The sequence below is a fragment of the Sinorhizobium glycinis genome (assembly GCF_001651865.1).
Taxonomy (GTDB): Bacteria; Pseudomonadota; Alphaproteobacteria; order Rhizobiales; family Rhizobiaceae; genus Sinorhizobium; species Sinorhizobium glycinis.
Genome location: NZ_LPUX01000055.1, coordinates 188,627 through 209,214, shown reverse-complemented (window position 1 = coordinate 209,214; position 20,588 = coordinate 188,627). Strand labels below are relative to the sequence as shown.

20 protein-coding genes are annotated in these 20,588 nt (G+C 61.8%); 9 read left to right on the top strand and 11 right to left on the bottom strand.

The window, feature by feature from the left end:
• Positions 1-24 precede the first annotated feature (24 nt).
• A complete protein-coding gene (locus AU381_RS12410; RefSeq protein WP_064242076.1) occupies positions 25-1,023 on the bottom strand; it encodes an ABC transporter permease in 999 nt (332 codons plus the stop codon).
• A 29-nt stretch (positions 1,024-1,052) separates the two neighbouring features.
• Positions 1,053-1,850: an ATP-binding cassette domain-containing protein gene (locus tag AU381_RS12405; RefSeq protein WP_064242075.1), complete on the bottom strand. Its 798-nt coding sequence runs from the start codon at positions 1,848-1,850 to the stop codon at positions 1,053-1,055.
• Between the two features lie 178 nt (positions 1,851-2,028).
• Between AU381_RS12405 and AU381_RS12400 the strand changes: the two genes are divergently transcribed.
• Both AU381_RS12400 and AU381_RS12395 read left to right on the top strand, forming a co-directional pair.
• Positions 2,029-3,009: an NAD-dependent epimerase/dehydratase family protein gene (locus tag AU381_RS12400; RefSeq protein WP_064242074.1), complete on the top strand. Its 981-nt coding sequence runs from the start codon at positions 2,029-2,031 to the stop codon at positions 3,007-3,009.
• Between the two features lie 45 nt (positions 3,010-3,054).
• Positions 3,055-4,044, top strand: coding sequence for a sugar-binding protein (locus tag AU381_RS12395; protein WP_064242073.1), 990 nt, complete (start codon positions 3,055-3,057; stop codon positions 4,042-4,044).
• A gap of 48 nt (positions 4,045-4,092) precedes the next feature.
• Here AU381_RS12395 and eglC read toward each other — a convergent pair whose 3' ends face one another.
• Entirely contained in the window at positions 4,093-5,490 is a 1,398-nt protein-coding gene (eglC, locus tag AU381_RS12390; protein ID WP_064242072.1) for an endo-1,3-1,4-beta-glycanase EglC, read from the bottom strand.
• A 175-nt stretch (positions 5,491-5,665) separates the two neighbouring features.
• Here eglC and AU381_RS12385 point away from each other — a divergent pair, with 175 nt between their 5' ends.
• Positions 5,666-8,392, top strand: coding sequence for a PAS domain S-box protein (locus AU381_RS12385; protein WP_064242071.1), 2,727 nt, complete (start codon positions 5,666-5,668; stop codon positions 8,390-8,392).
• The gene (locus AU381_RS12380; RefSeq protein WP_064242070.1) at positions 8,389-8,754 is read left to right on the top strand and encodes a response regulator; all 366 of its coding nucleotides are present in this window, start codon (positions 8,389-8,391) and stop codon (positions 8,752-8,754) included. The genes AU381_RS12385 and AU381_RS12380 overlap by 4 nt, the downstream gene beginning before the upstream one ends.
• Positions 8,755-8,850: 96 nt before the next feature.
• On the opposite strand, the gene AU381_RS12375 is transcribed toward AU381_RS12380, so the two are convergent.
• The gene (locus tag AU381_RS12375) at positions 8,851-9,102 is read right to left on the bottom strand and encodes a helix-turn-helix domain-containing protein (protein ID WP_064242069.1); all 252 of its coding nucleotides are present in this window, start codon (positions 9,100-9,102) and stop codon (positions 8,851-8,853) included.
• 558 nt (positions 9,103-9,660) lie between these two features.
• Between AU381_RS12375 and AU381_RS12370 the strand changes: the two genes are divergently transcribed.
• Entirely contained in the window at positions 9,661-11,481 is a 1,821-nt protein-coding gene (locus AU381_RS12370; protein ID WP_064242068.1) for an ABC transporter ATP-binding protein/permease, read from the top strand.
• A gap of 97 nt (positions 11,482-11,578) precedes the next feature.
• On the opposite strand, the gene queE is transcribed toward AU381_RS12370, so the two are convergent.
• Genes queE through AU381_RS12350 form a run of 4 tightly spaced genes read right to left on the bottom strand, consistent with a single transcriptional unit; the run spans position 11,579 to position 13,728 of the window.
• Positions 11,579-12,316: a 7-carboxy-7-deazaguanine synthase QueE gene (gene queE / locus AU381_RS12365; protein WP_064242067.1), complete on the bottom strand. Its 738-nt coding sequence runs from the start codon at positions 12,314-12,316 to the stop codon at positions 11,579-11,581.
• A complete protein-coding gene (gene queD / locus AU381_RS12360) occupies positions 12,313-12,669 on the bottom strand; it encodes a 6-carboxytetrahydropterin synthase QueD (RefSeq protein ID WP_064242066.1) in 357 nt (118 codons plus the stop codon). Before queD ends, queE begins: the two co-directional genes overlap by 4 nt.
• Positions 12,669-13,379 carry a 7-cyano-7-deazaguanine synthase QueC gene (queC, locus tag AU381_RS12355; protein ID WP_064242065.1) on the bottom strand — a complete coding sequence of 237 codons (711 nt, stop codon included), beginning with the start codon at positions 13,377-13,379 and terminating at the stop codon, positions 12,669-12,671. The genes queD and queC overlap by 1 nt, the downstream gene beginning before the upstream one ends.
• 55 nt (positions 13,380-13,434) lie before the next feature.
• Positions 13,435-13,728 (bottom strand): hypothetical protein, encoded by a 294-nt coding sequence (locus AU381_RS12350; RefSeq protein ID WP_162273420.1) that lies wholly within the window; start codon positions 13,726-13,728, stop codon positions 13,435-13,437.
• 146 nt (positions 13,729-13,874) lie between these two features.
• Here AU381_RS12350 and galE point away from each other — a divergent pair, with 146 nt between their 5' ends.
• A complete protein-coding gene (gene galE / locus AU381_RS12345; protein WP_064242063.1) occupies positions 13,875-14,855 on the top strand; it encodes a UDP-glucose 4-epimerase GalE in 981 nt (326 codons plus the stop codon).
• A 110-nt stretch (positions 14,856-14,965) separates the two neighbouring features.
• Here the strand turns inward: galE and AU381_RS12340 are convergent, their stop codons facing one another.
• The 3 genes from AU381_RS12340 to exoY are packed head-to-tail and all read right to left on the bottom strand — an operon-like array spanning position 14,966 to position 18,251.
• Positions 14,966-16,246 carry an O-antigen ligase family protein gene (locus AU381_RS12340; protein WP_064242062.1) on the bottom strand — a complete coding sequence of 427 codons (1,281 nt, stop codon included), beginning with the start codon at positions 16,244-16,246 and terminating at the stop codon, positions 14,966-14,968.
• A gap of 4 nt (positions 16,247-16,250) precedes the next feature.
• Entirely contained in the window at positions 16,251-17,516 is a 1,266-nt protein-coding gene (locus tag AU381_RS12335) for a polysaccharide biosynthesis/export family protein (RefSeq protein WP_064242061.1), read from the bottom strand.
• Positions 17,517-17,570: 54 nt separating this feature from the next.
• Entirely contained in the window at positions 17,571-18,251 is a 681-nt protein-coding gene (gene exoY / locus AU381_RS12330; protein WP_064242060.1) for an exopolysaccharide production protein ExoY, read from the bottom strand.
• A gap of 216 nt (positions 18,252-18,467) precedes the next feature.
• Here exoY and AU381_RS29685 point away from each other — a divergent pair, with 216 nt between their 5' ends.
• From AU381_RS29685 to AU381_RS12320, 3 genes are all read left to right on the top strand, one after another.
• Positions 18,468-18,935, top strand: a complete 468-nt coding sequence (locus AU381_RS29685) for a hypothetical protein (RefSeq protein WP_156528586.1) — start codon at positions 18,468-18,470, stop codon at positions 18,933-18,935.
• Positions 18,936-19,027: 92 nt separating this feature from the next.
• Positions 19,028-19,318, top strand: a complete 291-nt coding sequence (gene exoX, locus AU381_RS12325) for an exopolysaccharide production repressor ExoX (RefSeq protein WP_064242059.1) — start codon at positions 19,028-19,030, stop codon at positions 19,316-19,318.
• A gap of 223 nt (positions 19,319-19,541) precedes the next feature.
• Complete coding sequence (locus tag AU381_RS12320) at positions 19,542-20,567, top strand: glycosyltransferase family 2 protein (RefSeq protein WP_064242058.1); 1,026 nt, start codon at positions 19,542-19,544, stop codon at positions 20,565-20,567.
• Positions 20,568-20,588 lie beyond the last annotated feature (21 nt).

Sequence of the window (20,588 nt, the reverse complement as noted above, 5' to 3'; positions counted from 1 at the left end):
GGCTCGGCGTCCGTCAGCCGCCGCCTACTCGCTCTGTCGGAAACTGCGGATGCGATCGAACAGTACGGCGAGCACCGTTGCCCCGCCGATAAAGGTTCCCTGCCAGAAGGCGTTGATGCCGAGCAGGCCGAGACTGTTGCGGATCACCTCGATCAGCGCCGCACCGATCAAAGCACCGGAAGCGGTGCCAACCCCGCCCGCCAGGTTGGCGCCGCCGATAACCGCCGCGGCGATGACCTGAAGCTCCATACCGGCGCCGATATTGGTGGTGACGGCGCCGAGCCAGCCGGTCTGGATGATGCCGGCAACGCCCGCCGAAAGCGCCGAGATCATGTAGACGGCAACCTTGATCCGGCGGACCGGAACGCCGGTCAGCGTCGCGGCGTGCTCGTTGCCGCCGATCGCGAAGACGTAGCGGCCAAATTTCGTCCAGCGCAGCACGAAGCCGGTGAGCAGCGCCAGCACAATCATATAGATGACCGGATTGGCGATGCCGAAGAACCAGGCGCCGCCGCCGAGCGCAAGCAGCGTGTCGTGATCCGGTCCGAACTGGAAGACGACGGTGTTGTTGGAGGCGACCATCGCCAGGCTCCTGGCGATCGACAGCATGCCGAGCGTGATGACGAAAGGCGGAAAGCCGAGATAGGCGATCATGACGCCGTTGAAAGCCCCGATCACCAGCGCCGTGCCGACCGAAGCGGCAATCCCAACCTCGATGCTGTAGCCGGCATTCATGACCACCGCGAGCACCATGCTGCAGAGACACAGGACCGAGCCGACGGACAGGTCGATGCCGCCCGTGATGATCACAAGCGTCATGCCCAGCGCAATGATCGCCACGAAGGTGAAATTGCGGGTGATGTTGTAAAGGTTCTTCGAGGTCGCGAAGGTATCTGTCGCGACCGACAGGAAGAGGCAGGCCAGAATGACGGCGATCAGCACCCAGAATGTCTGGCTGGACAGAACCGAGGTGACCCAGCCCTGCTGCCTCTGCCCGATCGCCCGATCCAAGGTAATTGCCATGACCGACCTTCGTTTTTTCCTGAGCCCAATTATACCTGCTCGATCGCGCCCGTGATCAGACCAGTGACCTCTTCGGGCGAACTTGTCGCAATCGCCTTGTCGGCGACCTTTCGGCCGCGCCGCATCACGATGACACGATCGGCGACGTCGAAGACGTCCGGCATGCGGTGGCTGATCAGAATGACGGCGATGCCGCGGTCGCGCAAATGGCGGATGAGGTTCAGCACTTCCGCCACCTGGCGGACGGAGATTGCCGCAGTCGGCTCGTCCATCAGCACGATCTTCGCTTCCGAGAGCATGGTGCGGGCGATCGCCACTGCCTGCCGTTGACCGCCGGACATCTGCTTGACCAGATCGCGCGGCCGGGTTTCCGACTTCAGCTCCTTGAAGATCTCGCCGGCGCGCCGGTACATCGATTTGTAATCGAGAACGCGCAAGGGACCGACGCCGCGGTGCAATTCGCGGCCCAGGAAGACGTTCGCGGCCGCAGTCAGATTATCGCAGAGCGCCAGGTCCTGATAGACGATCTCGATGCCGTGCTGGCGCGCTTCGATGGGTCGGTGCATCACAAGTTCGCCACCGTTCATGCGCATGGTACCGTGGCTCGGCCGATAATTGCCGGCGATCATCTTGACGAGCGTGGATTTGCCGGCGCCGTTGTCGCCCATGAGACCGACAACCTCGCCGGCCTGGAGCGAAATCGAAACGTCGTTGACCGCCTGGATGGCGCCGAAATGCTTGGAAATGTTGGCGAGTTCGAGAACCGCCACATCAGCCTCCCGATACCTTGCGTCGCTCCGTGCATGCCCAGCCGGCAAAGAGCCCATACGACCGCCCGGGTCTCCTCCCAAGGGTAATTGTGATCTCCATTTACGCAAATGCGTGGAACAGCGTCAATCGTCCTACAAATAAAGGCGTATATGCACGCAAGCTCATATTGTAATACAAATATCCGTTGACGCGGGAAGCGCGCGGATATTAGCTATCAGCAGGAGGAGAGCATGCATGCTGATCCTTGTCACCGGGGCAACGGGCAAGGTCGGACAGCATCTCATCGCTGGGCTGCTTGACGATCCGCGTTTTTCCAAGGCGCGCATCCGCGCGCTTTGCCACAACCGCCTGTGTGCCGAGACAGACCGTGTCGAAGTGGTCCGTGGAACGATCGCCGAGCGCGACGTCGCCGCGCGGACACTTGTCGGGGTGACGCATGTCGTCCATCTCGCCACCTGCAAGGAAACTCCTGACAGCGTGATGGACGTGACGGTCAAGGGTCTGTTCTGGCTGCTCGAGGCGTTCCGCGCCAGCGAGACCGCCCGGCAGTTCGTCCTCATCGGCGGCGACGCCGGCGTCGGCCATTTCCACTACCGCCACGACGGCCCCATCACCGAGCTGACGCCGCACCGCGCCTATCCGGGCTGCTACGCGCTGTCGAAAGTCCTCGAAGAGGTGATGCTGGAACAATATGGCATCCAGTACGGCATCAACGGCTGCTGCCTGCGCGCGCCGTGGATCATGGAGAAGGACGACTTCAAATATTCTCTGTCCTTCGGCGACGACGTCTTCGGTGGACCGGTCTGGAAAGACCTCGTTCCCGAAGGGGATGCGAAGCGCTATGCGAAGGACGGCACGGTGCCGTTGCTGCTGGATGCCGAAGGGCGACCGCTGAAGCGCAATTTCGTCCATGTCGACGATCTTGTCGCGGCGATCCTGGCGGCAATCGATAACCCCCGCGCGGTCCGGCAGCTCTTCAACATCTCGATGGATCGACCGGTCGACTACGGCGAAGTCGCCGCCTATCTGGCGCGTACCCGCGGTCTTGCCTTCGTGAACATACCGAGCCGCTTCCACTCGAACTGGATGGACAACAGCAAGGCAAAATACCTGCTTGGCTGGCAACCCAGCTACGATTTCAAACGGCTTATCGACTCGGCCTGGCAATACGAGCGCTCGGAGGAGGATCCGCGCATCGTCTGGTATCCCGGCTGACTGGTGTCGCGGACACGGGTGTCCGTGCGTGCAAGGGAGGAAAGCATGAGGAAGGCATTATTGCTTGCCGCAGCCGTCCTGGCGCTCAGCGCCGGAACCGCTCTGGCCCAGAAGAAGCAGCTTGTCATTGTCGTGAAAGGCCTCGACAACCCGTTCTTCGAGGCGATCAACCAGGGCTGCCAGAAGTGGAACAAGGAAAATCCGGATTCGGAATACGAATGCTTCTACACCGGGCCGGCCTCCACCTCGGACGAGGCCGGTGAAGCGCAGATCGTCCAGGACATGTTGGGCAAGGCGGATACGGCGGCGATCGCCATTTCGCCCTCGAACGCCAAGCTCATCGCCCAGACGCTCAAGACCGCCAATCCGACAGTGCCGGTCATGACGCTGGATGCGGATCTCGCTGCCGAAGACTCGGCGCTGCGCAAAACCTATCTCGGTACGGACAATTACCTGATGGGCTTCCGCATCGGCGAATACATCAAGAAGGGCAAACCGAATGGCGGCAAGATCTGCACCATCGAAGGCAATCCCGGCGCCGACAATATCCTGCGCCGCGCCCAGGGCATGCGCGACGCGCTGACCGGCCAGAAAGGCCTGGCGGAGCTCAAGGGCGAAGGCGGCTGGACCGAAGTGGCCGGCTGCCCGGTCTTCACAAATGACGACGGCGCCAAGGGCGTGCAGGCGATGACCGACATCCTTGCCGCCAATCCCGACCTCGATGCCTTCGGCATCATGGGCGGCTGGCCGCTGTTCGGCGCGCCGCAGCCTTACCGCGACCTGTTCAAGCCCATGGCCGACAAGATCGCCAAGAACGAGTTCGTGATCGGCGCTGCCGACACGATCGGCGAGGAAGTGGCCATCGCCAAGGAGGGTCTGGTAACCGCCCTCGTCGGGCAGCGGCCTTTCGAGATGGGCTACAAGGCGCCCTCGGTGATGATGGACCTGATCGCCGGCAAGCCGGTCGAGGATCCGGTTTTTACCGGTCTCGACGAATGCACCAAGGACACGGCCGATACCTGTATCCAGAAATAGGTTGCAGGAGGGAGGCCGGCCGCTCGGTTCGGCCTCCCCAAGCTCGCTTTAGATCTGCCAGTCGGCGTCCAGCTGATAGGCCCTGATATAGTCGATCTTCATCTCGGACCCGTCGACGAGCCCGTCGCTCGGCGTGCCGGCGATGCCGCCGACCGCCAGATTGACGAGCATATACATCGGGTCGTGCATGTCAGAGGGTGTGTCGGCACGCGCGATCGCCGCGTCGTCGAAGTACCAGACGATCTCGTCCTCGGTCCAAAGCACGCCGTATTTGTGATAGCCGCTAGCGTCGGCAACCTTCACCGCGCTCGCAATACTGGTCTGCGACCCGGTCTCGTTGGAATGGACGGTGGCGATCACGGTATTCGGATCCTGTCCGCGCATTTCGACGACGTCGAGTTCCGGCGGCCAGGAGCCATCGGCGGGCAGCAGCCAGAAGGCCGGCCAGGCGCCCTGGTCGTCCGGCATGTCGGCGCGGATCTCGAAATAGCCGTAGGTCTGGGCGAAGGACGAATGGGTCGTCAATAGTCCGGACGTGTAGTCATAGCCGTTGATTTCGGCTTGAATCGCCTCCGATGCGGGCTTGGCGGTAATCGTCAGGACACCGTTGCTGACGGAAAACGGATTGGCGGAAGCGGTCGGTTGGTAGCTCGGATTGATGTACCATTGCAGTTCGCCGTTTCCGGAAAGCGAGCTTCCCTTCTCCGGCGCCCACCAGAATTTGGCATCCCAGACGCCGGTCGTGCCGTCTCGCAGCTGAAGCGTGTTGAATTCGTCCGAAAAAGTCTGCGTAAGAACGGAACGATCCAGACTGAGCCGGAATTGGTGGGCCTGCAGCTGATCGGCAGTGGTGTTGGCGAACACCAGGCTCTCGTCATCTGCGAGGGCGATCCTCAAATTCGAACCCTCCTGGCTCGCATTGGCCAGAATCTGCTGGAAGGAGGTAAATCCATAGCCATCCAGGCGAACAGTGTCGTCGAAGTTGAAATCGGTGACAAGATCGCTTCCATTGCCGCGCGCAAAGACGAAGGTGTCGGCGCCACCCGCGCCGATCAGGACATCGTTGCCGCCGCGACCGTCGATCGTCTGGCTTCCAGAGCCGCCCTTGATGATATTGTCAATGTCATTGCCGAAGGCAAACCGGCCATTGCCGGTGACGGTCAGGTTCTCGAAATTTGCCGGAAGAGTGTAGCTCATCCATGTGCTTATCGTGTCGACGCCTTCGCCCGCGGCCTCGTAGGCGCGGTTGATCCCTGAATAGAGATAATAGATGTCGTCGCCCTTGCCGCCGATCATGGTGACATTGACGGAACTGTCCCCCCACATGGAATCATTGCCGGCGGTTCCATAGAGCTTGGGTCCCGATCCGGTGGCGGAAAACCAGGCCGTCGAGCTTCCGCTATAGTAGAGCGGCGTTCCCACGGCATTCAGCACAGTTCTACTCATCGAATGTCTCCAAGTTTGAGTGACCTCCTCATCCGCTAAGCCCAGGGGCAATGCCCCTCCTCTGCGAACCTACCATCAGCGGCGTGGCTCCACACCCCTACGTCTTTTGGGGGGTTCTGGAACAAAGCTACGATTAGCGGCGTTTTCCGCCGTTATGCAGCATGCGGAGGGAGCAATGTGCAGCGCGGAGACCCTGACCAAGCAGTTGGTGGGCGAGCTTGGCGGCTTGGGCTCACCGGATTTTCGAGCGGCACTCGATGCACTGGCCGTCGCCGTCTACACCACGGACGCGGATGGCTACGTCACCTATTGCAACCCTGCCGCGGCCGATCTCGCGGGGCGTCAGCCGAAACTCGGCCAGGACCGTTGGTGCGTAAGCTGGAAACTTCGCCGGCCCGATGGCTCGCCCTTGCCGCACGGCGAATGCCCGCTGGCAATGGCGCTGAAAGAGCGGCAACCGATCCGGGGGCAGGAACTGGTAGCGGTTCGACCGGACGGCTCGACCGCTCTGCTCCTCCCGCATCCGACTCCGATCTTCGACGAGTCCGGTGAGCTTGCCGGCGCCGTCAATCTCCTCGTCGACATGACCGAGCGCAAGAGCGCAGAACAGGATTCCCGCTACCTCGCGGCAATTGTCGAATCATCGGACGACGCCATCGTTGCCAAGGATTTGAACGGCATCATAACGAGCTGGAACAAGGGTGCGGAGCGGCTGTTCGGATATGCGGCAGACGAGGTCCTGGGCAAATCGATCACCGTTCTCATGCCGCCCGGCTATGAGAACGAGGAGCCCAACATCCTCAGACGCATCCGCAATGGCGAGCGCATCGATCACTATCAGACGACGCGCCGCCGCAAGGACGGCAGCCTTGTCGATATTTCGCTTACGGTCTCACCGGTTCGAGATGCCGCAGGACGTGTTGTCGGCGCGTCGAAGATCGCCCGCGACATCACCGAACAAAGACGGGCCGCCGAGGCGCTGGCCGCCCGCTTGCGCGAGCAGGCCGCGCTCTTTCGCTTGACCGAGAGGCTCCATCGGGCCCTGGACATCGCGGAAGTCTACGAGGCGGCGCTGGATGCCATCCAGGGCGCGCTCGGCTGCCACCGCGCCTCCATTCTGCTTTTCGACAACTCCGCCAAGATGCGCTTCGTCGCCTGGCGCGGTCTTTCGCCACAATATCGGCACGCAGTCGACGGGCATTCTCCCTGGACCTCCGAGGAGCGGGACCCGCAGCCCATCTTTCTCGAAGACATTGCTCAAGCCGAGGCACTGACCGCCCTCCGGCCGACCATCGAGTCGGAAGGTATTGCTGCTCTCGGTTTCATTCCACTCGTCGCCGAAGGCAGACTCATTGGCAAGTTCATGACCTATTATGATCTGCCGCACGCTTTCACCGACAACGAAATCGTCCTGGCATTGATGATCGCGCGGCAGCTCGGCTTCAGCATTCAGCGCATGCGTGTCGAAGAAGCGCGGCGTCTTGCAGAGGAGCAGTTGCGACGCAACGAGGCAAGCGAGAGGGCACGAGCAGCCGAGTTGATGGCGATCATGGAAGCCGTGCCAGCTTCCATCTGGATCGCGCGCACGCCCGATTGCCGGGTCATCAGCGGCAACCGAACCGCCTATGAGCTTCTCCGGCAAGCACCGGATACCAACCTGTCGCTATCGGCCCCGGCCGGCGAGCGCCCCGGCAATTTCCGCGTCTTCTCCATGGGAAAGATGCTAACGCCTGACGAGCTCCCGGTGCAGCGCGCATCGCGCGGCGAGGAGGTGCCGAACTTCGAGGAGGAAGTCCGCTTCGAAGATGGGACGTCGCGTCACCTCTTCGGCAATGCGACGCCGTTGCGGGACGCCGCCGGCGAAGTGATCGGCGCCGTGGCTGCATCGGTGGACATAACCGAGCGAAAGCAGGCCGAAGAAGCGCTGCAGGAAAGCGAACGCCGGCTGCAGATCGCGCTCGAGGCCGGACGCATGGGCGCTTGGGAATGGAACATCGGCACGGGCGAGGTGATATGGTCCCCGGGGCTCGAGGCTCTGCATCATCTCGAACCGGGAACGTTCGGCGGCACGTTCGCCGATTTCAAGCGAGACATTCATCCGGACGACCTTCCCTTTGTCGAGCTGGAAATCGCCAAGGCGGTAGAGACCCGGGAGGACTACCACATCGTTTACCGGATCAGGCTTGCCGGCGGGAAGATCCGCTGGATGGAAGCCTTCGGACAGTTTTCGCCTCAGGGTGCCCTAAAGCCGGGCAAGCTCGCCGGCGTTTGCATGGACATTACCGAGCGCAAGGAAGCCGAATGGCAGCGCAACCTTCTCGTCGCCGAGCTCAGCCACAGGGTCAAGAACACGCTCGCGATCGTAAGCTCGATCGCGCGGCAGTCCTTTTCGGTCAGCCCGGATATTCACGAGGCGCATCGCTCGTTCGATGCTCGCATCAGGGCGCTGGCGCAAACCCACACGCGCCTCGCCGAAGCAAGCTGGTCGGGGGTCTCATTGGAAACCGTGCTGTTGGACGAACTGGCCCCCTATCACGATGACGGCAAGAAGAACGTTACGCTCTCCGGACCGCCGACAATGCTGCCGCCGAAATATGCCCTGACGCTGGGCATGGCGGCCCACGAACTTGCCACCAACGCGGCAAAACATGGCGCGCTTTCGGTGAAGGCGGGCAGCGTCGGCATCGAATGGTCGGCGGACCGGAAAACCGATCGGTTGCGAATCCGCTGGAGAGAATCGGGCGGGCCGCCGGTTCTCGCCCCGGAACGCAATGGGTTCGGCCGCTTGCTGCTGGAACGCGTACTGGCCTCGGATCTCGGCGGCGAGGTCCAACTCGAGTTCGCGCCGCAAGGCCTGGTATGCACGATCGACATCCCCTGCCCTCGCGAAGCCTCCCCATGACAGCCTTCGAGCCATGTCGGGTCCTCGTTGTCGAAGACGAATTTCTCGTGGCCCTGCAAATCGAAGACGATCTAATCGCGGCCGGTTATTTGGTTATCGGACCGTTCACCACCCTCAGCACATCAATCGCGGCCTCACGCGCCGAGAGATTCGACGTGGCGACGCTGGACCTCAACCTGCGCGGAGAGTTCGTCTATCCGCTCGTCGACGAACTGCTCGAACGCAACGTGCCGGTGCTGTTGCTGACGGGCTATGCGGTGTCCGATCTGCCGGAGCGCTTTCGCGCCCTGCCGCGGCTCACAAAACCGTTCGACGGTACGGAGCTTGTCCGTAGAATCAAGGGTCTTGTTCCCGCCGATTGAAACCCGGTTGAGGCGCGGCGGGCTGCCGAAGGCAAATCAAAAAAAGTGGGAACCGAGGCGACCCGGCCGACACATGTCGCCGGCCGGTCACTAAAATCAAATTTCGGCGGGCAGGAAGTCCGAAATCGGCACCTGAAGCGCGATGGCGATTCGTTTCAGTTTTGCTGGACTGTTGTCCATGCCGCTTTCAATTTCGCTTATTTCCACATTGGCAAGGCCGCAGGTGACAGCGAGATCCTCGATGCTGTAGCCAACGGCTTCACGAGCAGCCCGGACCCGGGCGGCAATATCGCCGCCGACTATGGCAGAGGCTTGCTTGTGGCCAATATTGGAGGGTGAAATGGACATAAATGTCTCCTTCTCTTGACATGAAATTCTTTCGAATTCGCTGCTGAGTGTGGGTGAGACGCGCCTTCGGGGACAGCGGTAACGTTTTATGTCAATGCTGTAACATGAACAAGCTAAAATAAGCGCCCGCCCCGCCACCCGCCCGAACCGCTCACGGAATTGCCAGTCCGCAGCCGAATAGAAACCTGTTTCCAGCGGCCTCGGTTACCCTTACACTGGCTCCATGGTTGTTTTTAGTTTGGCTGCGTTTCAGCACCTACGGATATTCAGTCGTACATTTGCATTGAACGGGCTGCTGCCCGACCCTGAATGCGGGCATCGCAACGGCAGTCCCGGACCTTCCCTACGTTCACAGGACGGACGATTGCCGCCGATCCTTGAGCGGGGCATTGCCCTCGCTGACTCGGCATTACTGCGGGCCTGCACCCACGGCAGGACCGTCCGAGATCACGAATCCCCTGAACCGTCTGTTGGTGCGTCGTGCTTGCCGATGGCCTCGGTGTACCGACCGTCGGGTTAGGCGGACAGGCTGTGCCCTTCGAAAGGGAGGAACTGACGATGACGAAACCGACCGGCAAGAAGACTGCGTCCCGATCGCCGGCCGCGCCGCCAGAGGGCAGCAGTCTCTGGCAGCAGTTCGACATGATGCGGCGTGCCTTCGTCGCCTCGCCGGTTCTGAAGCCGATCCTGTGGCTGACGGCCGGCAGTTTCACCGTCATCATCGCCACCGCGATCGGGCAGATCATCCTCAACCGCTGGTACCGGCCTTTCTTCGACGCCATCGAACGGCGCGACCTCAACGCCTTTTTCTATCAGCTCATGGTCTTCCTCGTCATCGCCGGCGTTCTCCTGGTGTTCAACGTCGCTCAACAGTGGCTCAACCAGATGGTGCGGCTGAAGCTGCGCGAAGGCCTGACATTGGACCTGATCGGTGAATGGATGCGGCCGCGGCGCGCATTTCGGCTCGCAAATGCGGGCGCCATCGGAGTCAATCCCGATCAACGGATGCAGGAAGACGCCGGCCACCTCGCCGATCTCACCACCAGCCTCGGCTTCGGACTCGTGCAATCGTCGATCTTGCTCATCTCCTTCGTCGGCGTCCTCTGGTCGCTCTCGGCCGGATTCGCCTTTCAGATCGGCGGCAGTTCCTTGGAGATCCCCGGCTACATGGTCTGGGCGGCGATCCTCTACGCCGGCTCGGCATCCTGCCTGAGCTGGCTGGTCGGACGGCCAATGATCCACTTGAACGGCGAGCGCTATGCGCGGGAGGCCGATCTGCGCTTCTCGCTGATGCATGCCAACGAACATATCGACGGCATATCGCTTGCCGGCGGTGAGGCGGGAGAGCGCCGGCGGCTCGAACTCGATCTCTCCTCGGTGCTCACCGCCATGCGCAACATATTCCGCGCCGAGATCAACCTTGCCTGGGTCCAGGACGGCTATGGCTGGGTCACGGTCGTGGCGCCCATCCTCGTCGCCGCACCCGTCTATTTCGCCGGCAACATCAGCTTTGGCGGCCTGATGATGGCCGTCGGCGCCTTCAACCAGGTGCATACGTCGCTCAAATGGTTCGTCGCCAACGTCAGTGCCATCACCGACTGGCGCGCGACCCTCCTGCGGGTTGCCGCCTTCCGGCGCGCGCTGATCATGGCCGACACGCTGCACGACAAGGAAAAGCGGATAGAATTCGTCGAAAACAATCGGGCAAGCCTGACATTCGACAATCTCGAAGTGGTTTCCCCCTCGGGACGGACGAGGCTCGCCGAACCCCATATCGAGATCGGCGCCGGTCAGCGCGTCATCATCAGCGGCGATCCGCGTGCCGGAAAGACGTTGCTTTTCCGCGCCCTCGCCGGATTGTGGCCCTGGGGAGGGGGCCGCGTGGGCATGCCCGCGGACGATACCGTGGCGTTCATTCCGCGCGCTCCCTATTTCCCGCGCGGCCGGCTGCGGGACGCGCTTGCCTATCCCCGGGCGACCAGCTTTCCGGATGCGGAAATCGTGGCCGCTCTCTCGAAGGTCGGCCTCGAGCAGCTTGCGGAATCGCTCGACCGCGAGGCCCGTTGGGAACGCGAACTCAGCGACGACGACCAGCGCCTCCTGGCTTTTGCCCGGCTGCTCCTGCAACGGCCGCGCTGGGTGATCATCGATGAAGCGCTCGAGACCATGGACAGCGATGCGCTGAAGCGGGCGCTGTCGATCTTCGAGACCGACCTCATGGAAACGGCGGTCGTCAAGATCGGCCCCACGCCGCGCAACGGCGCGCTGTTTTCGCGCGTCATCCATCTCGTCAAGGATGCCGACGCGCCACCGTTGAAACCTGTCCGCCTCGGCGGAGGCATTGCCGAGATGGAAATGGCGGCGCGGAGCGCTTCTTGAAGCACAGGGATGAGGGCGAAAAAGCATCCGCCAAGCCCAATTACGCTACTGTCGCGTACTGTGGCCTCTGATAAGACGCGCGGCGCTTTAGGGGTCGCTACACGCCGCGCCTGTTACCCCAGATCAGCACATGCAGCTGCGGCAGCACGTGGGCCTCGAACCACCGGTCCTCGATGACCTTGTCGACCAGCCAGCGCATCCGCTCCATCACGCCCTCGATATCGATCGGCGCATCGTGGTCATCCGGGGGTGGCGGCGTGTGGTTGCCCGGCTGCAGATAGATGGGCAATTGCGGGTGCCGGGCCGCCGCTGCCCGCGCATAGGCATAGTCGACCTCGTCGAAGACGACGATCTTCAGGAGGACCTGCGGCCTGCCCCCGGCCATCCGGAGACAGGCGTCGAGGGCCTCCCAGTCCGTTTCCATGCCGCTCGACGGCGGCTTGGGGCTCAACACCAGCATGTCTAGTTCGGCGAACCAGTCGCGGGCGACCGATCCCTGCGTCTCGAGGGCGAAACGATAGCCCTTTCGGTGACCGCGCGCGATCAGGTTCCCGAGCGGCTGGATCGCCGGATTGCCGCCGGAAAGCGAGACCATCACCGGCAGGCCTCCGGAAAGCCGGGTGACTTCGCTCCAGACTTCCTCGGTCGTCATCGCCCGCCATGTGTCGCGGTATTCGCTGTCAACGGCGTGCAGGCTGTCGCACCAGGAACAGCGGTAGTCGCAGCCGCCGGTCCGCACGAACACCGTAGGGAGACCGATCAGCGCGCCTTCGCCCTGGATCGTCGGACCGAAAATCTCGCTGACGCGGATCTCGGCAGGTCGCGTGCCGGTCATGGCCGGTATTCCGCCCAGGTCTTCGCGGTCTCGCTGACGCGCACGGCGCTCGTCTCGGGAAGCCGGGCCTTGCACCACACGTAGAAATGCTGCGCCAGGCACTCCGCCGTCACGCGATCATGGCCGAGCACGTCGTTCAGATGCCGGTGATCAAAAACCTCGTCGATATAGCGCTTCAGCGGCGCGAGCTCGTGATAGTCGCGCACGAAGCCGTGTTCGTTCAGCGTTTCGGCCGAAAGCTCCACTTCGACGATGTAGTTGTGGCCATGCAGCCGAGCGCACTGATGCTCGGGTGGCAGACTCGTGAGCTGGTGCGAGGCGGAGAAGTGGAACTCCTTGGTGATGCGGAACATCACTTCACCTCCTCGGCTGCGAAGGCGCGCGTCGCCGCCACCCAGAAATCCGGATCCTCGTACTCGGTCGGGTCGGCCACCCCGGCGAGATGGAAGGCTTCTCGCCGCTCGACGCAAGTACCGCAACGCCCGCAATGGCGCGCGCCACCCTTGTAGCAGGACCAGGTCTCGGCAAAGGGCGTGTCGTGTTTCGCTCCATCGGCGACGATGTCGGCCTTCGAGACATTGACATAGGGCGTATGGAGGGTGACGTCGGCGTAGCCCTCGAGCGCATGGTTCTGCATGGCCTGGAAGGCATCGATGAAGCCCGGCCGACAGTCCGGATAGATGAAGTGATCGCCGCCATGCACGGCGGCAGCGACGGCGTCGGCCTTGCGGGCGGCCGCGACGCCGAAGGCGATCGCCAGCATGATCGCGTTGCGATTCGGCACGACCGTCGCCTTCATCGTCTCTTCCGCATAATGGCCGTCCGGCACGTCGACGTCGTCGGTCAGAGCCGACCCGGTCAGATGGCGGCCGATCTCGCGGATGTCGATGATCTGGTGCGGCACGCCGAGACGCCTGGCGCAGGCGGCGGCGAAGTCCAGCTCCTTGCGGTGCCGCTGGCCGTAGTCGAACGACAACAGGCCGAGAAGCTGATGTTCCGCCGCTATCCTGTGCGCAAGCGAAACGGAATCCAATCCGCCGGAGCAGATTACGATGGTTTTCATGACAGTGTCCTTGTTTTGACCGGGTAGGCTGCGACCGGTATTACCTGCCGGCCTTTTAGGCCAAAGCGGACGCTTTGTGAATGGCCGGGCGGGCAAAGAGGGCGAAAATCCGTTTGCTTGCCAGCCGCACGATTTCGGAGCGCTGCTCCGCCGTCGCTGGGAACGCAGGAGCCAAGGAAAAATATTGTGCCCATCGCCATGCAAGCGCGAAGTGCTGCATGTCCACAGTCCCGCCGCCTTCGCCGATGTCTTCCAAAGCGGACCACCATTGGCCGTTGTGTGAAGTGCCTTCTTTTGCAGAACTTACACACTGTGTTGGAAATTCGCCGCTATTGGTTGCGAAAGCCACTGCATGTTTCCATAAATCGTAGCCGATTTAAGGATAAAAACATGCAGCGATGCAAGGTGCTACAGCGTGCTTTGTGCGTCTGATAAGACGCACGGCGCTGTAGGCCGTTCCATTCCGGTATCTGAAGTTATTCCGAGAGGTTGCCCGTGCAGAACAACAACATCCTCGTCGTCGGCGGTGCCGGCTATATCGGCTCCCACACCTGCCTCCGATTGGCCGAAAAGGGTTATCACCCGATCGTTTACGACAATCTCTCCAACGGCCACGAGGAATTCGTCCGGTGGGGCGTGCTGGAGAAGGGCGACATCCGCGACCGGGGCCGCCTCGACGAGGTACTGGCTCGTCATCAGCCACGGGCCGTCCTGCATTTTGCGGCCATGATCGAGGTCGGCGAATCGGTCAAGGACCCGGTCGCATTCTACGACAACAACGTCGTCGGAACGCTGACCCTGCTGTCGGCGACGCTCGCCGCCGGCATCGAAGCCTTCGTCTTCTCGTCGACCTGCGCCACCTACGGGTTGCCCGACAGCGTACCGATGGACGAAACGCACAAGCAGGCTCCGATCAATCCCTATGGCCGGACCAAATGGGTCTGCGAGCAGGCGCTCAAGGACTACGGCCTCTACAAGGGCCTGCGGTCCGTGATCCTGCGCTACTTCAACGCCGCCGGCGCCGACTTCGAAGGCCGCATCGGCGAATGGCACGAGCCGGAGACCCACGCCATTCCGCTCGCAATTGACGCGGCGCTCGGGCGGCGCGAAGGCTTCAAGGTTTTCGGAACGGATTATGAGACGCGCGACGGCACCTGCGTGCGCGACTATATCCATGTGCTCGACCTCGCCGATGCGCACGTGCGCGCCGTGGACTACCTGCTTGAGGGCGGCGACAGCGTCGAACTCAATCTCGGCACCGGCACGGGCACAACGGTGAAAGAGCTCCTCACGTCCATAGAAAAGGTCTCCAGGCGGCCGTTCAATGTCAGTTATGTCGGGCGTCGTGAGGGCGACTCGACGACGCTCGTCGCCAACAACGACAAGGCCCGGCAAGTGCTCGGATGGGAGCCGCAATACGACCTGGCGGCGATCACCGAGTCGGCCTGGAACTGGCATTCGCGCCGAAACGGCTGAGCAAGCCGGCAGCCGCGCCGGGCCTGTTTGACGCTGGCCCGGTGAGTCCGACGGCTGCCGGCGGCGCCCGTCCGCGCTGCCCGCTTCCCCTCGCCCCTCTGACCGCGATATCACATGCTGAGCCGCGGCCCATAGGGCGCCCTGTGCCCGTCGCCCGGCCAAAGCCAGGTCACCGCCTGTCCGCGGCGCGCTATCGTCAATTTCCCCGCGGTGAAGTACAGCAGGAATGAGCCGACTTGGTACGGGTTCATGATATCGATCTCGACGAAGGAGCGAATGAAGAGGAGCATCGCGATGCCGAACAGCACCATCGCCTCGGCATCCCGGTCCTCGGACAGCAGACGCTTCAATTGACCGAAAACGGCCGTGAGCAGCAGCATGGTCAACAGCATCAGGCCCGCCAATCCCGTTTCGACGGCGGCCTCGATATACGTATTGTGAAAGTGGAAGCCGGAGCGGGCGGTGATGTAGAACTCTTCCCACAGCCGCTCCGCCTCGGAAAATCCCTGGACCCAATAGGCCTGGTAGCCGATGCCGAAGACAGGGGCGGACTGTGCGGCTTCGATACCTTGCTGCCAAAGATAGGTGCGTCCGGTGAGCGTTGAATCCTTGCCGAATGCGCCGAGGACGAGATCGATTGCACCGGCATAGATCAGGGCGACGGCGGCAATGCTGCCGAACGCCGCCACGCCGATGAAGAGACCCTTTCGGCTCGCGGGCCTGAGCGCGGTGATCGCGCGCATGCCGACACAGAGCCCGACGATCGCTGCCGTCGTCAGCACCGACGTGGCCGATTGCGAGGCGAGCAGCGAATAGGCGGCGATGGCCCCCACGCCGCCTGCGGCCATACGCCAAACGCCCCCCTCGCCCAGAACAACGACGGCCATGAAGGCGAAGTAGATGCCGAGCGACGCATAGAAGCCCAGCTGGTTCTTGGAAGCGAATGCGCCGACGAAGCTGTATGTGCCGTCGAGCGGGTCGTAATGGTAGACGCCGAAAAGCAACGAGTAGACCAGTACGATGGCCACCCCGGCAATGGCCCCGCGGGCGAGCGTGCGGATGTCGATCACCCGCATGGCAATGAGCGCGCAGACGATGTGGCTCAAATATTGGATGCTGGTGCGCAGCGTCACGCCCGGCGCGGCCGACCAGAACATGGAAAGGCAGGCAAGGATCACAAAGGCGAAGATCCAGAGGAACTTGCCGTAGTTGCCGAGCACTCTCCGGTAATCGACGAGAACAAGCGGCAGCCACAGGCCGTAATAGAGCAGGACGGAAACCTGCCCGAAACGGGTCGAATAGGCGAACACGAAGAGCGAAAGGGCAACGGCCGCGGTGCCGTAAAGCCCATTCGCGTCAGGATCTATGAGGCTCGCCTTCCGGACCCTCATGCTCTCACCGCATCGCCACTGCAGCATTGACCTTGATCACGTCACCGGGAAGCACCGGCGTGGTCTCGGTCGCCGCGATCTCCGTCGACTTTCCGTCCTGTTCGCGAATGATCGAATAGGTGATGCTTTCGGCTTGCTCCTCCAGTTGCGCCGCGTCTGCCGATTGCATGAGTGCCTCGGTCATCAGATCCCGGCTGGTGCCGAGCTTCAGCGTCAGCGTGTCGAGTTCGGCCTCGGTGTTCTGCAGTTCCTGGGCGAGTTGCGCATCCCAGTCGTTGCGCAGGTTGGATTCGTCCTGCGTCGCCTTGCTCACGTCCTGCTTGGCCTTGAGCGATGTCGTATCGATGTCGAGAAGCTGCGACTGCACGTCGGCCACCCGCTGCTCGAGGGAGAGCTTGCGCTGGCTGAGCGCCAGGCCCTTCTCGGCGAGGCTGTCGACCTTGTCCAGATCCTCGGTGGCGAGTTCGAGCTGGCGCTGTTGCGTCTCGGATTTCTTCGCCAGCGAGTCGATCTCGCTTTGCAGCAGGGACTTGAGATCTGCCAGGGCGTCGAGCTGGCGGTCCTGTCGCTTGTCGCGCGATACCATCAGCGCCGTCTCGCTTTCGAGCAGCTTGTCAACGCCGGCGGCGTTCTTGAGTTCCTCGGGCAGCGTGATCTTGTCATGCTTGGCTATCTCCGCCTGCAGACGGGCACGCCGAATGAGCAGCCGGTTGCGCTCGGCAACCTGGACGGACGAATCGCCATTCGCAGCGATATAGTCGCGGGCGAAACGCTGGCCGCTCGGGCCCCGGCGCAGCCCGCCGCTGAGGCTGATTGCCTTGAGGACCGTCAGATTGGGAGCGTAGGGGTACTCGCCAGGTGTCTCCACCTCGCCATAGAGGTAGACCGGCCGGTACTGTGCCATTTCGACCGAGGCAGACGGCCGGTCGCGCAGACCGAACAGCTTCTGCATCTTGATGCCGATCTCTTCGGCGACCTCCGTCGTCGTCCGGCCCGAGGCGGGCAGATCGCCGACAAAAGGCAGCGAGACGCTGCCCGATGCTCCGACCGTATATTCGCCGCTGACGGCCGACCAATCCCGGACCGCGCCCTCGGCCGTCTGCCATTCGGCAACGCGAATCCGCAATTTGTCCATGACGCCGAGGCGATAGTCGTCCGCCCGGGCGACGGTCGCAGCGGACACGACTAGCGCCGCGCAGAGTGCGAGGCGGGCGAAATGGAAAAGCTTGCGGGAGCCGGTTGGCGCCCCTGGAACTCTGATCAATTGCATTTGGGATTTCCCGTTGCTTGGCGTCGTACTCGGTCGCGAGCGGGCGCCAAGGTTTCAGTAGCTGCCGCGGGAGAGGCAGACGGCGGGGATCGTCTTGAAGACGATGACAAGGTCGGCAAGGAGCGACCAGTTCTGGACATAATGCGTATCGAAGGCCACCCGGGCGGCATAGGATACATCATTGCGGCCGCTGATCTGCCAAAGACCGGTCAGACCGGGGCGGGAGCGCAGATAGAACTCTGCGGCCGAATCATAGAGCTCCAGCTCGTCTTCGACCACCGGACGCGGTCCGACGATGCTCATTTCACCACGAATGATGTTGAGGAGCTGGGGCAGCTCATCAAGGCTGAGCTTGCGAAGGACGCTTCCGACAACGGTGACGCGCGGATCGTCTTGCAGCTTGCGCGTCGTGCGCCATTCTTCGTAGGCGGCAGGATTCGACTTGAAGAATTCCTGCAGGACCCGATCGCCGTTTTCCATCATCGTGCGGAACTTGAGGCACTTGAAGGTCTGACCGTTGTGGCCGATGCGGCGGTGTCCATAGAAAATGCTACCCCCATCCGAGAGCTTAACCAGCGTCATGATGAGCAGGAAAAGCGGACTGAGGGCGACGAGTGCCAGAAAGGCAATGAGAACGTCGAAGCTTCGCTTTGATATCCCGCCGATCGGCCGGATGGCACCGGTCTCCTGGGGGATAAAAAAAGCCGTACTGGCCGAGCGAGTCGCGGACTTCATAGAGGGGACTCCATTTAGGTTGGCGATTGTCGGTCCCGTGGGACGGGGCGTCATCTAGCGCGAGTGTATGGTGAGAATTTGATTTTTGAAGGCGGAATGATGGCGGGCGCTGGAGCCCGCTGCCTCAAAGCATTTTTCGGCAGGGCCGACGTGACACTATTACCGGATTTTAAGCATATCGGTTGGAGGTCACAGCTAAAATAGATCAGCCCTGAATTGTCACATTCAAACATCGGCGCGCGTTCATTATTTGCGATGCCTAAAGTATTGTATTTGGCGCATCAATTTTTCACTCGCCGCGACGACGCCATGTGCTCGCGAAATTTTACAAGCGGTAAATATCGTATGACTTTTTTGCATTGCATCATTTTATTGCGCCGCACATATTCTGAGGCGCCGGCCCGGGACCTTGTAACAAAAGTTGATCCAAAAAATTGTTCGGGCAAAGGCAAAAATAGCAGCAATCAGAACGAGTTCGCATTTTCCCCTGTCAATTTAGGGGCCGCGCCGGCGAGTCATCTTGACCCCCTGATTTCGCGAAAAAATAATCACTTAAAACAGGTGAACATATCAGTGATTGTATCGTTAACGGCAGACCTCATCGAATTTTTCCGTCTACTTAAAGATGACGGAAAGCTTTTCGGAATAGGTACCGTAGCGACAAAGTTGCATTTTGCAGGTTGAAGAGACAAGCGACCGCTAATATAGTTCAAACAGGAGCGAGGCTTGGGAATTCGATGACGGTTCCACCAGAAAATCAGAGAGCGGGGTAGGCGATGTTCGCACCACGCTTCCTTGTGAGCATGTTCGGCGCGCTGGCGGCGTTTGCCATCGCAACCTATTTCCTGACCGGCTCGCTCGCCTCGACGGCTGTTCAGACGCTGATTTGTGCGGTTCTCATACAGGTCGGATATTTTCTCGCCGTGCTTTTCCTGGTGTGGAAGGAGGCGCGCGAGCGCCGAAAGTTATCCCCCGGCAAGCCGCCGGCCGAAGCGACGAGTGACGAAAAGCAGGCGAGCAAGGTTTCCCTGCGGCGTCTGAACCGCCCCCGCCACTTCAATTCCTGACCGAGGTCTCTCGGCCCTTTTCGCGCCTGCAAAAAATCCTGCCCTTTGACGCGTTTGCGACATGATCGCGATGCATGTTCCTGCGTGTCGCTCCACGCCCGTGCGGTTTTCAACGCCCATAAGGCCGCTGTAGCACATGAATTGCCGCATGTTTTGTCCTTCGATCGGCCCCAATCGAAGGCAACATGCACAAGACGCATTGGATGATTCGCTGGAGGCCAGTATGACGTCAGCCGCGCCGACGAATGTCTGCATTATCATTGCCGCCAAGAATGCCGCCGACACGATCGCTAGGGCCATCGGATCTGCGCTCGCCGAACCGGAAGTCGCGGAGGTCGTCGTCATCGACGACGGCTCGACCGATGACACCGCAGCCGCCGCTCGCGCCGCCGACGATGCCAGCGGTCGGCTGCATGTCGTCCGCTTCGAAGAGAACCGTGGACCCGCCGCAGCGCGCAACCACGCGATCGCCGTTTCGAGATCCCCGCTACTTGGCGTGCTGGATGCGGACGATTTCTTCTTCCCGGGGCGGATGGCCCGATTGCTTGCGCAGGACGGCTGGGATTTCGTCGCCGATAATATTGCCTTCATCGACGCCGCGCAGGCAACGGCGGCCGAGCGCAAGATCGAACGTTTCGCGCCCAGTCCTCGCCTGCTCGATCTCGTCGGCTTCGTCGACGGCAACATTTCGCGTCGCGGGGTGCGGCGTGGCGAGATCGGTTTCCTGAAGCCGCTGATGCGGCGCTCGTTTTTGGACGAGTTCCACCTTCGCTATAATGAGACCTTACGCCTCGGCGAGGACTTCGACCTCTATGCCAGGGCGCTCGCGCAAGGCGCGCGCTATAAAATCATCCATAGCTGCGGCTATGCGGCCGTGGTGCGGGGCAACTCACTAAGCGGCAGCCACCGAACGATCGACCTGCGGCGCCTCTATGAGGCCGACCGCGCCATCCTCGCCGGGACAGGCCTGAGCGGCGACGTCGCCGCGGCGCTGCGGCGGCATGAACGCCATATCCGCGGTCGCTACGAGTTGCGGCACTTCCTTGACCTGAAGAACCATGAAGGTTTCGCGTCCGCATTCGCCTATGCCCTCACGCACCCCGCCGCCCTCCCGGCAATCGTCGGCGGCATTGTCGGGGACAAGACCGAGCGCTTCCGCCGTTCCACGTCGCCTGCTCCGGTGGCGCTCGGCGGAACGGGCGATGTCCGCTACCTCCTCGAGGGCCTTGCAGTGGATCGAGCGGAGTAAAGCGCGCCAGCAAACGCTGAA